A 13663-nucleotide genomic window follows, 5' to 3' on the forward strand; every position below is an offset into this window, starting at 1 on the left:
TGCTCGGGGTGCGGGGGATATGGGGTGTCCCTGCCGGGGCCCGTGCCCCGTACGCCCCCGTTCACCGGCTCTCTCGTCGTGCCCGGCCCGCCCGCAGTTCCGCGCGCAGCGCCTGTGGCGTCCACTCCTCGCGCAGCGCCCGCCGCACGAGGTCCGCCTGGGAGGGCGGGGCCAGGCCGTCGACCGGCGGGTCGCGGTCGAGGTTGGTGGGGAAGGGGTACCCCTCCGCACTCGCGGCGACCACCTGCTCCAGCCACCGCCCGTCCACGCCCTCGGCCTTCCGCTTCAACAGCACCGGGTAGACGGCGTCCACCACCGCCTCCCGGTCCACGGTCTCCATGGCCCGGCCGAACGCGGAGGAGATCTGCAGCAGGTTGGCCATGCGGCGGATGTCCGCGGAGCGGTTGGCGCCCGCCGCGTGGAACAGCGCGGGGTTGAAGAACACCGCGTCGCCCTTGGCCAGCGGCAGCTGCACGTGGTGCGCCTCGAAGTAGGCCCGGAACTCCGGCAGCCGCCAGGCCAGGTAGCCCGGCTCGTACTTCTGGGAGTGCGGCAGGTACATCGTGGGGCCCGACTCCACCGGCATGTCGCAGTGCGCGACCGCGCCCTGGAGCGTGAGCACCGGGGAGAGGCGGTGCACGTGCGCCGGGTACGCGGCGGCGGCCTCGCCCGAGAGGAATCCCAGGTGGTAGTCGCGGTGCACGGTCTGGGCGGCACCGCCCGGGTTGACCACGTTGATCTGCGAGGTGACCTGGTAGCCGGGGCCGAGCCAGGCGCGGGCGACCAGGGCCAGCGCGTCGTCGGCGTAGTACTCGGCGAAGGCCTCCGGGTCGCGCAGGGCCGTCTTCTCCAGCGCGTTCCACACCCGGTCGTTGGCCCCGGGCGCGGCGAAGTGGTCACCGGCGGCGGTCCCCGCGGCGCGCTGCTCGGAGATCAGCGCGTCGAACACGGCGGTGGCCCGGTCGACCACCGCCGGGTCCGGGAAGGCGCGCTCGAGGACGACGATGCCGGGGCCGTCGGCGAGGGCGTGGACGAGTTCGGCCGCCGTCCCCGGGTCGTCGCGCAGTTCCCCGGCGTCGTACACGGGGACGTTCCGCTCCACCGCGGCGGCGCGCGGGTACGCGGTCGGGTCGGTCCGCTGCTCGACGAGCGCGCGGAAGGCGCCGAGATCGCAGTCGCGTGCGGACAGCCGGGCGCGGTGGGCGGGGACGGGGGCTGCGGACATCGTCGTCCTTTCGCTGACAGGGGCGACGCGGTGCTGTCATTCTTGTCCTGACAAACGCGTCGAACAACCAGCAGACGGCCATCAAAAACCCCTCAGAGGCCGCCGTGCGGACGAAACCGAGGAGCCGGTCGCATGGGGCACCCCTTCCCGATCCGGGAGATCGCACGGCAGGCGGGCCTGAGCGAGGCCACCGTCGACCGGGTGCTCAACGACCGCGGCGGCGTACGCGAGAGCACCGCGTACGAGGTGCGCCGGGCCATCGCCGACCTGGACCGCCAGCGCACCCAGGTCCGGCTGGTCGGCCGCACGTTCATGTGCGACATCGTGATGCAGGCGCCGGAGCGCTTCTCCACCGCCGTGCGGGCCGCGCTGGAGGCCGAACTGCCCGCGCTGCACCCCGTCGTGCTGCGCTGCCGCTTCCACTTCCGCGAGACCGGCCCCGCCGCGGAACTGACCGGCACCCTCGACCGGATCGCCCGGCGCGGCTCCCAAGGGGTGATCCTCAAGGCCCCGGACGTCCCCGAGGTGACCGCCGCGGTGAGCCGGCTGACCGCCGCGGGCGTCCCCGTCGTCACCCTGGCGACGGACCTGCCGGCCAGCCCCCGGGTGGCCTACGTCGGCATCGACGACCGGGCGGCCGGCGCGACCGCCGCCTACCTCGTGGGCCAGTGGCTCGGCGACCGCCCCGGCCATGTCCTCACCAGCCTCAGCAGCGGCTTCTTCCGCAACGAGGAGGAGCGCGAGATGGGCTTCCGCGGCGTCATGCGGGCCCGGCACCCCGAGCGGGCCCTCGTCGAGATCGCCGAGGGCCAGGGTCTGGACGCCACCCAGTACGACCTGGTGCGGGCCGCGCTGGAACGCGACCCGGAGATCCGGGCGGTCTACTCGATGGGCGGCGGCAACATCGCCACCCTGCGCGCCTTCGCGGACCTCGGCCGCCCCTGCGAGGTGTTCGTCGCCCACGACCTCGACCAGGACAACACCCGGCTGCTGCGCGAGCGGCGCCTGTCCGTCGTCCTCCACCACGACCTGCGCCAGGACCTGCGGGAGGCCTGTCGCCACGTGATGCGGGCCCACGGCGCCCTGCCGTCCGCCGGTCCGGCGCGGCCGTCGGCGATCCAGGTCGTCACCCCGCACAATATGCCGCCGGACACCGCGACCGCGTGACGCGTGCCGCCGCCCCGGGCGTGTGACGCGGCCGTCCGTGCGCTCGCTCCTACCGTCGGTGGCATGTGGAAATCGAATCCGGCCGGCGGCCCCGAGCGAGTGGTGGCGCTGGCCGACGGCGTCTTCGCGATCGCCATCACCCTGCTCGTCCTCGACTTCTCCGTGCCCCGTGGCCTGGACTCCTCGGCCTACCACGCCGAACTGCGCGATCTGGCCTCCAACCTGGGGGCGTACGTGCTCAGTCTGCTGGTGCTCGGGCTCTTCTGGCGCGACCACCGCCGGATCTTCGGCTTCGTCGAGCGGGTCGACGGCCAGGTGATCACCCTGAACCTGGTCGGTCTCGGCGTCGCAGCACTGGTTCCCTTCCCCCCGAAGCTCATCGCCGAATACGGGCGGGAGCCGGTCTCCGTCGCCGTCTACGCGGCGGCGGTCGCCGCCCTGGGCGCCTCCCACCTCGCCCTGCTCGTCGTGCTGGCCAACCGGCCCTGGCTGCGGGGCGAAACAGCACCGGAGGAAGGGTTCCTGCTCTACGGCGCGGACATCGCGGCGTCGGTGGTGGTCTTCGCGCTGAGCGTCCCCCTCGCGCTGGCGATCGGCCCCGCGGCCATGTGGAGCTGGCTCGTGCTTGTCCCGGTCAAGGGACTGCTGGGCCGGTGGGCGATGAGGGCCCGCGGCGCCGTCACCCGGACGTCTCGGGACTGACCCAGGTGCCGCTCTGGGCCGACCGCGTCATGGCCTCCAGCACGGCCGCGCTGTGCACGGCGTCCGCCAGGGTGGCGCCGTACGGGGTGCCCTCCGCGATCGAGCGCAGGAAGCGGTGGGCCTCCACCACCTTCAGGTCGTCGTACCCCATGGCGTTCGCGGCCCCCGGCTGGAAGGCGGCGAACTCGCCGTGCCCGGGGCCGACGTACACCGTGCCGACCGGCTGGTCCTGGTACTCCGTGCCGCGGCTGACGCCCAGTTCGTTCATGCGGCGGAAGTCCCAGAACACCGCGCCCCTGGTGCCGTGCACCTCGAAGCCGTAGTTGTTCTGCTCGCCGACGGAGACCCGGCAGGCCTCCAGGACACCGCGGGCGCCGGAGGCGAAGCGCAGCAGGCAGTTGACGTAGTCCTCGTTCTCGACGGGGCCCAACTCGCCGCCCGTGGCCCGGGCGTGACCGGCGGTGGCGGCGGCGGGACGGGCCCGCTCCGGCAGGAAGACGGCCGTGTCGGCGGTCAGCGACGCGATGTCGCCGAGCAGGAAGCGGGCCAGGTCCGCGCCGTGCGAGGCCAGGTCGCCGAGCACCCCGCTGCCGCCGCGCTCCCGCTCGTAGCGCCAGGTCAGCGCGCCTTCCGGGTGGGCCGCGTAGTCGCTGAAGAGGCGGATGCGGGCATGGGTGACGCTGCCGATCTCGCCGGCGGCGATCAGGTCGCGGGCGGTCTCCACGGCGGGGGCGTTGCGGTAGTTGAAGCCGACCGCGCCCTGCACACCGGCCTCGGCCACCGCGTCCGCCACCGCCCGCGCGTCGGCGGCGGACAGGCCGACCGGCTTCTCCACCCAGATGTGCTTGCCCGCCCCGGCCATCGCGACGGCGATCTCGCGGTGCAGGAAGTTGGGGGCCGTGATGCTGACCGCGTGCACCCGCGGGTCCGCCGCCACCTCGCGCCAGTCGCGGGTCGTCGAGGCGAACCCGAACTGCGCGGCGGCCTCCTCGGCCCGCCCCGGCACCTCCTCGGCGACCGTCACCAACTCCGGGCGCAGCGCGAGGTGCGGATAGTGGTGGCGGACCCGGGCGTACGCCTGGGTGTGCACCCGGCCCATCCAGCCGAAACCGACGACGGCGACACCGAGTGCCTCGACCATGAGCGCCCCTCTTCGGACCTGTCCGTGAGCTGTCCAGCGTGATCTGTCCAGGCAACCCTGGGCGGGCTTCGGCATCATGTCAACCTTTTGACAGGACAAACCCCGGAAGATCCGGGACCGGCCTCAGGGTCGGCCGAGGTCGATCGCGTACGCCTTGCGCAGCGTCTCGTGCACCGTCCACGTCGTACGGTCGCCCTCGCGCAGTACGGCCAGGTCGCCCGGCCCGACCGTGAGCGTCGGACCGCCCGCCACCTCGATGGTGGCCGAGCCGCTGAGCACGACGAACATCTCGTCCGCCTCGGTGTCGGTGACCACGCCCGGGGTGATCTGCCAGACGCCGCGCACCCGGCGCCCGTCCGGCGACTCCCAGACCACCTTGCCGGTCACCTCGGGGGTGCCGGACACGATCTGTCCGGGGTCGAGCGGTTCGGGTTCGAGCCGGGCGTCGGGGACGTGGACAACGAAGCTGTGGGTCATGCCGCGACGTTAACCAGGACCTGTGGTGCGCCGGGGGAGACAGGGTGTGGGACTTCCGGCCCGGCGGGCGGACACTTCGTCGCGGCCACGCGGGAGAGCATAACGCGAACAAAATTGTTGACAATCTTGTCTGGCTAGATTTACGTTCGACAGGCACTCACTCAGGGAGGGCAACCATGCCGAACCAAGCCCGTCCGGGCACCGGGGAGCAGGCCAAACAGCTTGCGCTCGGGCAGCTGCGGCAGGCGATCCTGCGCGGCGACATGGCACCCGCGCAGCGGCTGGTGGAGAACGAACTCGCCGAGCAGTTCGGTGTGACCCGGGCCAGTATCCGGGCCGCGCTGATCGACCTGGAGTCCCAGGGGCTGGTCGAGCGCATCCGCAACCGCGGTTCACGGGTGCGGGTGGTGACCGTGGAGGAGGCTGTGGCCATCACCGAGTGCCGCCTGGTGCTCGAAGGGCTCTGCGCGGCCAAGACCGCCGCCGTCGTCGACGACGGGCAGGTGGCCCGGCTGAAGGACCTGGGCTCGGCGATGCGCAAGGCCGTGGCCGGTGGCGAACCGCTGACCTACTCGGACCTCAACCACGAACTCCACGCCCGGATCCGGGAGTTCTCCGGCCAGCTGACCGCCGTGCAGCTGCTGGAGCGGCTCAACGCCCAACTGGTGCGGCACCGCTTCCAGTTGGCGCTGCGACCTGGACGCCCGCAGCAATCCCTGAACGAGCACCTGGCCATGATCGAGGCGATCGAGGCCAGAGACCCACAGGCCGCCGAGGCGGCCGTCCGGGCCCACCTCACCAGCGTGATCGAGGCGCTGCGCGACTGACACACGCACCCGACACACGCACCGAGGCGGGCGCCACCTGTCCACCAAGGAGAAGTCACCCATGACGTACGGCAACGCGCCCGCCGCCGTCCCCCGCTCGACCCTCGTCGTCACCGCCCACGCGGGGGACTTCGTGTGGCGGGCGGGCGGCGCCATCGCTCTGGCCGCCTCGCGCGGGGAGCGGGTCACCATCGCGTGCCTGACCTTCGGCGAGCGCGGCGAGTCCGCCAAGGCCTGGCGCGAGGGGAAGAAACTGGCGGAGATCAAGGCGCTGCGCCGGGAGGAGGCCGAGAAGGCCGCCGCCGCCCTGGGCGCCGGGGTCCGCTTCTTCGACGCCGGCGACTACCCCCTGACCGCCACCCCGGAGCTGACCGACCGGCTCGTCGGGGTCTACCGCGCCACCCAGCCCGACGTCGTGCTCACCCACCCGGTCGAGGACCCGTACAACGGCGACCACCCGGCCGCCCACCGCATGGCCCTGGAGGCGCGCGTCCTCGCACAGGCCATCGGCTACCCGGGCGAGGGCGAGATCATCGGTGCCCCGCCCGTCTTCTACTTCGAGCCGCACCAGCCGGAGATGAGCGGATTCCGGCCCGAGGTGCTGCTCGACATCACCGAGGTGTGGGAGACCAAGCGCAAGGCGATGGAGTGCCTCGCCGCCCAGCGCCACCTGTGGGACTACTACACCGACCTGGCCGTCCGCCGCGGCGTCCAGCTCAAGCGCAACGCGGGCCCCAACCTGGGCCTGGCGCACCGGACCATGGCCGAGGCGTACATGCGCCCCTACCCGCAGATCGCGAAGGAGCTGGCATGAGCGGCGTCGTCGTCACCAACCCGCCCAAGGCCGGCGCCGGGGACGTCGAGGCACTCGCCGGGTACGGCGTCGCCACCGTCAGCGAGGCCATGGGCCGCACCGGACTGCTCGGCCCCGGGATCCGCCCCGTCCAGCAGGGCGTACGGGTCGCGGGCACCGCGGTCACCGTGCTCAGCTGGCCCGGGGACAACCTGATGATCCACGCCGCCGTGGAGCAGTGCGGCGAGGGCGACCTCCTCGTCGTCACCACCACCTCCCCGTCCACCGACGGCCTGTTCGGCGAACTGTTCGCCACCGCCCTCCAGCGGCGCGGCGTCCGCGGCGTCGTCACCGGCACCGGCATCCGCGACACCCGGGAACTGCGGGAGATGGGCTTCGCCGCCTGGTCCCGTGCCGTGTCCGCACAGGGCACGGTCAAGGCCACCGGGGGCTCGGTCAACGTCCCGATCGCCGTCGAGGGCCAAGTGATCCGCCCCGGTGACGTGATCGTCGCCGACGACGACGGCGTGGTGGTCGTCCCCCGCGAGCGCGCCCGGCAGGTCGCCGAGGCCGCCGAGGCCCGCGAGAAGAAGGAGGCCGCCACCCGCGCCGCGTTCCTGGAGGGCCAACTGGGGCTGGACCGCTACGGGTTGCGCGAGAAGCTCAGGGAACTCGGGGTCACCTACCAGTCGTACGACGCGTACCGCGCCGGGGAGCGGCCGTGACCGGCACCGGGGAGGTGCGCTGCACGCTGATGCGCGGCGGCACCTCGAAGGGCGCCTACTTCCTCGCCGCCGACCTGCCCGCCGACCCCGCCGCCCGTGCCGACCTGCTGCTGCGGACCATGGGCAGTCCCGACCCGCGCCAGATCGACGGCCTGGGCGGCGCGCACCCGCTGACCAGCAAGGTCGCCGTGGTCTCCCGCTCGGCCGACCCGGCCGCGGACGTCGACTACCTGTTCCTCCAGGTCGCCGTGGACGCGCCCGAGGTCACCGACCGGCAGAACTGCGGCAACATCCTCGCCGGAGTGGGCCCGTTCGCCGTCGAGCGCGGACTCGTACCGGCCGGGGAGGCCGAGACGTCCGTACGCGTCCGCATGCTCAACACCGGCGAACTGGCGATCGCGACCTTCCCGACGCCCGGCGGGCGCGTCGACTACGCGGGCGACACCCGGATATCCGGCGTGCCCGGCACCGCCGCCGCGGTCGTCATCGAGTTCCCGCGGGGCGCCGGCCCCCTGCTGCCCACCGGCAACGTCCGCGACACCGTCGCCGGCACCGAGGTGACCTGCGTCGACAACGGCATGCCGGTCGTCCTGGTCCCGGCCGCCGCGCTGGGGGTCACCGGGTACGAGACCCCGGCGGAGCTGGAGGCGGACGCGGCCCTCGCCGACCGGCTCCGCGAGATCCGGCCGGCCGCCGGGCACCTGATGGGCCTCGGCGACGTCGAGGGCGCCACCGTGCCCAAGCTGACCCTGCTCGCCCCGCCCCGGGACGGCGGCGCGGTCACCACCCGCACCTTCATCCCCGTGCGCTGCCACACCTCCATCGGTGTCCTGGGCGCCGCGAGCGTGGCCGCCGGGCTGCGCGTCCCCGGCGGCGTGGGGGACGGTATCGCCCGACTCCCCGGCTCCGGCGACCGCGTCCGGGTGGAACACCCGACCGGCTTCCTGGAGGTCGGCGTCCGGCTCGACCCCGGCCCGCCGCCCGTGGTCCGGCGTACCGCCGTCGTACGCACCGCGCGCAAGATCTTCGACGGCAGCGTCTTCCCCCGGTCCGCCGCGACGGCACCGCTCCCCGCACAACGCCCTGGAGGCCACCATGACTCCGCCGCTCGGTGACATCGCCCACGTCGGCCACGCCCAGCTGTTCACGCCCGACCTCGACGCGAGCGTCGCCTTCTTCACGGACTACCTGGGCCTGACCGTCAACGGGCAGCACGGCGACACCGTCTACCTGCGCACCTACGACGACTACGAACACCACAGCCTCGTCCTCACCGCCCGCGAGCAACCCGGCCTCGGCCGCCTCGCGTTGCGCACCTCCGGCGAGGAGGCGCTGCGGCGCAGGGTGGCGGCGCTGGAGGCGGCGGGACGGCCCGGCACCTGGGTCGAGGACGAGCCGGGCCTCGGCAAGCTGTACGTCACCACCGACCCCGACGGGCACGAACACGCCCTGTACTGGGAGAGCGAGCACTACCGGGCGCCCGAGGAACTCAGGCCGGCCCTCAAGAACCAGCCGCAGGCCAGACCCAACCGGGGCGTGGGCGTACGCCGCCTGGACCACGTCAACTTCCTCGCCGCCGACGTGCTCGCGAGCGCCGAGTTCCAGGAACGGCTCCTCGGCGCCCGGCCCACCGAGCAGATCCGGCTCGACTCCGGGAAGATCGCGGCCCGTTGGCTGACCTTCACCGACAAGTCCTACGATGTCGTCTACACCGAGGACTGGACCGGTTCCTCCGGGCGCCTGCACCATATCGCCTTCGCCGCCGACACCCGCGAGGACATCCTGCGCGCCGCCGACCTCGCCGTCGACACCGGCGTGTTCATCGAGACGGGCCCGCACAAGCACGCCATCCAGCAGACGTTCTTCCTGTACGTCTACGAGCCCGGCGGCAACCGCGTCGAACTGTGCAACCCGCTCACCCGCCTGGTGCTGGCGCCGGACTGGCCGCTCGTCACCTGGACGGAGGCCGAGCGCGCCAGGGGACAGGCCTGGGGCCTGAAGACCATCGCGTCCTTCCACACCCACGGCACCCCGCCGGTCGCCTGACGACAGCTTCCGGCAGCTCTCGCACCGGGGGCGGGTCGCGCACGTCCGCGTGCGGGACCCACCCCTAAATCGTCGCTGAATTGTCAACAAAAGCGTTGACACTGCCGAGGGTCCACCGCCCCGGGCGAGACGGCGCTCCCCCGCTCAGTCGGCCGCAGGTCTCCGCCGCGACATCCACGCGGCGACCACCGCACCGGACACGTTGTGCCAGACGGAGAAGACCGCCGCCGGCAACGCGGCCAGGGGACTGAAATGGGCGGTGGCCAGCGACGCCGCGAGGCCGGAGTTCTGCATGCCGACCTCGAAGGCCATGGCGCGGCTGCCGGGCTCGCCCAGCCGCCCGAGGCGCCCCGCGCCGTAGCCGAGGGCCAGACCGAGTCCGTTGTGCAGCACGACGGCGACGAACACCAGCCCCGCGGCCGACTTGATGGCGTCCGCGCTGCCTGCCACGACGACCGCCACGATCACGGAGATCGTCAGCGCGGACAGCCAGGGCAGCGCCGGCAGCGCCCGCTGCACGTACCGTCCGGCGAGCAGCCGTACGACGACGCCCGCGAGGACCGGCAGCAGCACCGTCTTGAGGATGTCGGTGACCATGGACCCGGCGTCCACCGGGAGGTACTCGCCGGCCAGCAGCAGCGTCAGCGGCGGGGTGACCAGCGGGGCGACCAGCGTGGACACGGTCGCGACGGAGACGGACAGGGCGACGTCGCCGCGGGCCAGGTAGGTCACCACGTTGGAGGCCGTACCGCTGGGCGCGCAGCCCACCAGGATGACGCCGGCGGCGAGCTGCGGCGGCAGGTCGAGCAGGTGGGCGATCGCCCAGCCGAGCCCCGGCATGATGACGTAGTGCGCGGCGAGCCCGAGCGCCACCGCCCAGGGCCGCTTCACGACTCCGCGGAAGTCCTCCGGGGTCAACGTGATGCCCATGCAGAACATCACGACACCCAGCAGGTACGGCACCGACTCGCTCCACCCGGTGAAACTCCCGGGGAGCAGCAGTCCGAGGGCGCCGGCCAGGAGGACGAGGACCGGGAAGACGGTCACGGCCCGCCGCGCGGAGTGGTCGCCGGTGACGTCGTCACCGAGGTGTTCGTCGCGTTCGCTGTTCGCGGTTCTTTCGGTTCGCACCGTGCGAGACAACGCCTGGTGGGCGGGGTGACGCAAAGGCGTCTCGCGATGTGATCATCCCATTCGGTCCCGTGCCGAGTGGCGCTCGATGGCCGGGCACCCGCCGAACGGGGCCTGGGCGGCGGCCGCCCCACCGCGCGGATGGGGTAGGCTTGACCAGCGCGATCACGGAAAACGCGGATCGCGCACCGGGACGTGGCGCAGCTTGGTAGCGCACTTGACTGGGGGTCAAGGGGTCGCAGGTTCAAATCCTGTCGTCCCGACGGTGGTGAAGGGTCTTCGCGAGCGGAAGCTCGCGGGGGCCCTTTTGTCGTGGTGCCCCGTCCTGGCGGTTTCTTGGTGGGCGGACACCCTCTTGACGCGTCCTCGGCACCGGTCGAGACTTCCCCAGTAATCCTAGTGATTAGGTAGGGAAACTCCGGGGAGAACCATGACCGTCACACCGCTCGTCCCTGCCCCCGCCTTCCGCGGCCGGATCGGCCGCGACCCGAGCAGCGGCCACTACGCCGTGCCGCGCCGCTACCGCCTCCACCTCGCGCCCGGCCACGACGACTGTCTGGGCATCGCCGTCGTGCACCGCCTCCTCGGCCTCGACCGGATCTGCCCGGTGACCCTCCTGCCCCCGCGCCCCGACTGTCCCGACGGCGGATACGCCGCCCTGCGGCCGCTGTACGAGGCGAGCGCCCACCACTACCGGGGCCCGGCCGTCGCGCCGGTGCTCAGCGACGGCTGGTCGGGCCGGATCGTGAGCACGCACGCGCGCGACATCATGCGCGACCTCGCCCGGTCCTTCACCCCCGCCGCCGGTCCGGTGCTGTATCCCCGCGGCGCGGAGGCGGAGATCACCGCCGTGCAGGAACTGTGCGCCCGGGCCGCCGACCCCGCGGCGCTGCCCGGCGTGCTGGACCAGCTGGAGCGGCGTCTGACCGCGCACTCCCACGTGGTGGGCGACCGGCTCACCGCCGCCGACGTCGAGGTGTGGGCGGCCCTCGTCCGGCGCGACACCCCGCGGCGCGCGCACGACCACCCCGCCCTGTGGTCCCACCTCCGGCGCCTGACCGCTCACCCGGCCTTCGACCGCCCCCTCGCGGGCGGTACCGCCTGACGCGAGGGAACGGGAAGTCGCCGTGTCCGCCGCCCCCCAGCGGCGGACACGGCGTGTGCCGCGGCGCGTCGCCCTCCCCCGAAGGCGGCGCGCCGCGGCCGGCCCCCGGCGCCGGTCCGTGGCCACGGCGCCCGGGTGCTCGTGAGCCGCGCGGTCACCAGTACATGACCGCCGTCTCGCCCGCACCCCACGAGGAGTACAGACGCACCCGGACGACATAGCGGCGGCCCTTGACGAAACGGGCCCTGATCGTGGCGTTGCGGGGGGTGCCCCCGTCGTCCTGTCCGGCGCAGTAGCGGGGCACGCCGTCCCGCTCCTCGAAGACCACGACGACGGCGTCACTGTCACCGAAGGTGCCCACGGTGTACTCGCGGGTCTCCGGCGGGTCCACCCGGAAGTCGGCCTGCTCGCCCGGCCCGAGACCCAACGGCACCGAGCGGAACGGCACCAGCGGACCGGGCCGGCCGGTGGGCGGGTACCAGCGCAGGGCGAACTCCTTGTCGGCGGCGGAGAGGGTACCGGGCGGGTGCAGGCCGGAGCGGTAGTGCTCGGGCTCCAGAATCAGCCCCGAGGGGAACGGGTACTCCATGATCGACTGCGGGTCCCAGACCGGGCCGTTGGCCTCGTCGCCGTCGAGCTTGCGCAGGATGTTGTGGAAGGTCCGCTCCCGGCTCCAGTGGTTGGGCGGGCCCGCGAGCTCCGTGTAGACGGCCTCGTCGTCCCAGAGGATGCCCGCGAACGGGCTCTGGTGCTCGTGCAGCATGCCGAGCGCGTGCCCGATCTGATGCAGGGCGGTCGCCCGCTCACCCGGTGCGGTCAGGTCCCAGCCGAAGTTCATCGTACGGTCGTTGAGACCGACCCGGAGCGCGTCCTTGCCCACCGCGGACCAGGAGCCGTCGCCGGGCTGGAAGCCGATGCGCAGCTCCGCCTCCGACCGGTCGCGGACCTCTTCGAGGCCGAGGCCGATGCCGAGGTCCCGCCACTCCCGGAAGCAGTCGCGCACCACGTCCCGCTGCTCCTCGGTCCCCACCCACGACCCCCGCCGGGGCCGCCCGGTGCCCGGCATCGGGACCACCGAGGTGTCGGTGTCGCCACCGAGGAAGCAGTAGTGCAGCACGGTTCCGTTGGCCCACATCCGCTGCCCGCCGACGAGCGCGGCGACGCGCTCGGCGGCCAGCCCCGGTGCGAGCACGGGGGCAGGCTGCTGCGCGAGCGAGCAGTAGCGTGCGGTCATGGTCATCAGGGTGCCGTCCGGCCCGGTCCCGGCGCCTGAGTCGGGGGGTACTCAAGTCCCCCTGTATCAGGGGTGAGTATGCCGACTCATGTTGCCGTGACGACTTCTCTGCGGGACGCGAAGAGGCTGGAGACGCCCTGGCCGTTCACCGGCCGGGCGGACGAACTGGAGCTGGTGCGCAGGTCCGTGGCGGCCGGACGGGGCGGCCTCGTGGTGACGGGCCCGGCGGGCGCGGGCAAGACCAGGCTCGTGACGGAGGCCGTGCGCGGAACCGACTGCGTCCGGGCCGCCGGGACGCCCGAGACCCGGGACATCCCCTTCGCCGCCTTCGCCCACCTGCTGCCCGAGCGGGTCACCCTGCACCGCGCGGTCCACCTCCTGTCCGGCGTACGGCTGCTGCTGGTGGACGACGCCCACCTGCTCGACGACGCCTCCGCCGCCCTCGTGCACCAGCTCGCCGTGCACGGCCGCACCCGCCTCCTGGTCGTCGCCACCGACGGCGCCGCCGTGCCGGGCGCGGTCTCCCGGCTGTGGTCCGGTGAGCTGCTGCCGCGCCTCGCCCTGGAACCGCTGCCCCGCGAGGAGACCGCGGAACTGCTCACGGCCGGCACGGACACCGCCCTGGAGCCGCTCACCGCCGACCGGCTGCACCGCCTGGGCCGCGGGGACCTGCGGCTGCTGCGTGACCTGGTGACCGCCGTGCGCGAGGGGGGCCGGCTGGTGCGGGTGCCGGACGCGGACCAGTGGGCATGGCGGGGACCGGTGCCGATCACCCCCGCGGTGCGCGAGCGCGCCGCCCACGTCCTCGACCGCACCCGCACCTCGGAGCGGGAGACCCTCGAACGCCTCGCCTTCGCCGAGCCCCTGCCCCTGGACCTGGACCGCGACGCCCTGGACGTTCGGGTCCTGGAGAATCTGGAGGCCGAGGGACTGGTCACCGTCGACGACCACGGCGCCACCCGGCTCGCACACCCCCTGCACGGCCCGCTGCTGCGCGCCGCCGCGGGACGGCTGCGGGCCCGGCGGCTGGCCCGCACCCCGGACCGGACCGGCCCCGCCCTGGAGGCGGAGCGGGCCGCGCTCGCCCTGC

General features: G+C 73.4%; 13 protein-coding genes, 1 tRNA gene and 1 pseudogene. 10 read left to right on the top strand and 5 right to left on the bottom strand.

Annotation, left to right across the window (positions count from 1 at the left end; translation table 11 throughout):
* Positions 1 to 61: 61 nt before the first annotated feature.
* On the bottom strand, positions 62 to 1225 hold the full coding sequence (locus tag BZZ08_RS18790; RefSeq protein WP_104633412.1) for a phytanoyl-CoA dioxygenase family protein: 1164 nt from the start codon (positions 1223 to 1225) through the stop codon (positions 62 to 64).
* A 132-nt stretch (positions 1226 to 1357) separates the two neighbouring features.
* Here BZZ08_RS18790 and BZZ08_RS18795 point away from each other — a divergent pair, with 132 nt between their 5' ends.
* Together BZZ08_RS18795 and BZZ08_RS18800 are read left to right on the top strand one after the other, a co-directional pair.
* The gene (locus BZZ08_RS18795) at positions 1358 to 2392 is read left to right on the top strand and encodes a LacI family DNA-binding transcriptional regulator (RefSeq protein ID WP_104633413.1); all 1035 of its coding nucleotides are present in this window, start codon (positions 1358 to 1360) and stop codon (positions 2390 to 2392) included.
* 63 nt (positions 2393 to 2455) lie between these two features.
* A complete protein-coding gene (locus BZZ08_RS18800; RefSeq protein WP_198601566.1) occupies positions 2456 to 3094 on the top strand; it encodes a TMEM175 family protein in 639 nt (212 codons plus the stop codon).
* Here the strand turns inward: BZZ08_RS18800 and BZZ08_RS18805 are convergent.
* Positions 3072 to 4235: a Gfo/Idh/MocA family protein gene (locus BZZ08_RS18805; RefSeq protein ID WP_104633414.1), complete on the bottom strand. Its 1164-nt coding sequence runs from the start codon at positions 4233 to 4235 to the stop codon at positions 3072 to 3074. The genes BZZ08_RS18800 and BZZ08_RS18805 overlap by 23 nt on opposite strands.
* A 123-nt stretch (positions 4236 to 4358) precedes the next feature.
* Positions 4359 to 4712 (bottom strand): cupin domain-containing protein, encoded by a 354-nt coding sequence (locus tag BZZ08_RS18810; protein WP_104633415.1) that lies wholly within the window; start codon positions 4710 to 4712, stop codon positions 4359 to 4361.
* Positions 4713 to 4888: 176 nt separating this feature from the next.
* Between BZZ08_RS18810 and BZZ08_RS18815 the strand changes: the two genes are divergently transcribed.
* The 5 genes from BZZ08_RS18815 to BZZ08_RS18835 all read left to right on the top strand — a co-directional run bounded on the left by BZZ08_RS18815 (position 4889) and on the right by BZZ08_RS18835 (position 9103).
* The gene (locus BZZ08_RS18815; protein ID WP_104633416.1) at positions 4889 to 5539 is read left to right on the top strand and encodes a GntR family transcriptional regulator; all 651 of its coding nucleotides are present in this window, start codon (positions 4889 to 4891) and stop codon (positions 5537 to 5539) included.
* Positions 5540 to 5600: 61 nt separating this feature from the next.
* The gene (locus BZZ08_RS18820) at positions 5601 to 6353 is read left to right on the top strand and encodes a PIG-L deacetylase family protein (RefSeq protein WP_104633417.1); all 753 of its coding nucleotides are present in this window, start codon (positions 5601 to 5603) and stop codon (positions 6351 to 6353) included.
* Positions 6350 to 7057 (top strand): 4-carboxy-4-hydroxy-2-oxoadipate aldolase/oxaloacetate decarboxylase, encoded by a 708-nt coding sequence (locus BZZ08_RS18825; protein WP_104633418.1) that lies wholly within the window; start codon positions 6350 to 6352, stop codon positions 7055 to 7057. Before BZZ08_RS18820 ends, BZZ08_RS18825 begins: the two co-directional genes overlap by 4 nt.
* The gene (locus BZZ08_RS18830; protein ID WP_241965510.1) at positions 7054 to 8172 is read left to right on the top strand and encodes a 4-oxalomesaconate tautomerase; all 1119 of its coding nucleotides are present in this window, start codon (positions 7054 to 7056) and stop codon (positions 8170 to 8172) included. Before BZZ08_RS18825 ends, BZZ08_RS18830 begins: the two co-directional genes overlap by 4 nt.
* The gene (locus BZZ08_RS18835) at positions 8153 to 9103 is read left to right on the top strand and encodes a VOC family protein (protein WP_104633419.1); all 951 of its coding nucleotides are present in this window, start codon (positions 8153 to 8155) and stop codon (positions 9101 to 9103) included. Before BZZ08_RS18830 ends, BZZ08_RS18835 begins: the two co-directional genes overlap by 20 nt.
* Positions 9104 to 9247: 144 nt before the next feature.
* Here BZZ08_RS18835 and BZZ08_RS18840 read toward each other — a convergent pair whose 3' ends face one another.
* Positions 9248 to 10234, bottom strand: a complete 987-nt coding sequence (locus tag BZZ08_RS18840) for a bile acid:sodium symporter family protein (protein WP_104633420.1) — start codon at positions 10232 to 10234, stop codon at positions 9248 to 9250.
* Between the two features lie 189 nt (positions 10235 to 10423).
* Between BZZ08_RS18840 and BZZ08_RS18845 the strand changes: the two genes are divergently transcribed.
* Positions 10424 to 10497 (top strand) — tRNA-Pro (locus BZZ08_RS18845).
* A 167-nt stretch (positions 10498 to 10664) separates the two neighbouring features.
* Entirely contained in the window at positions 10665 to 11339 is a 675-nt protein-coding gene (locus BZZ08_RS18850) for a glutathione S-transferase C-terminal domain-containing protein (protein WP_104633421.1), read from the top strand.
* 154 nt (positions 11340 to 11493) lie between these two features.
* Here BZZ08_RS18850 and absR1 read toward each other — a convergent pair whose 3' ends face one another.
* Positions 11494 to 12573, bottom strand: coding sequence for a beta-glucuronidase AbsR1 (gene absR1 / locus BZZ08_RS18855; RefSeq protein ID WP_104633426.1), 1080 nt, complete (start codon positions 12571 to 12573; stop codon positions 11494 to 11496).
* Between the two features lie 78 nt (positions 12574 to 12651).
* On the opposite strand from absR1, the pseudogene BZZ08_RS18860 reads away from it, so the two are divergent.
* A pseudogene (locus tag BZZ08_RS18860) lies at positions 12652 to 13663 on the top strand (hypothetical protein); the annotation flags it as partial.

The organism is Streptomyces sp. MH60, from assembly GCF_002939385.1.
Classification (GTDB): Bacteria; Actinomycetota; Actinomycetes; order Streptomycetales; family Streptomycetaceae; genus Streptomyces.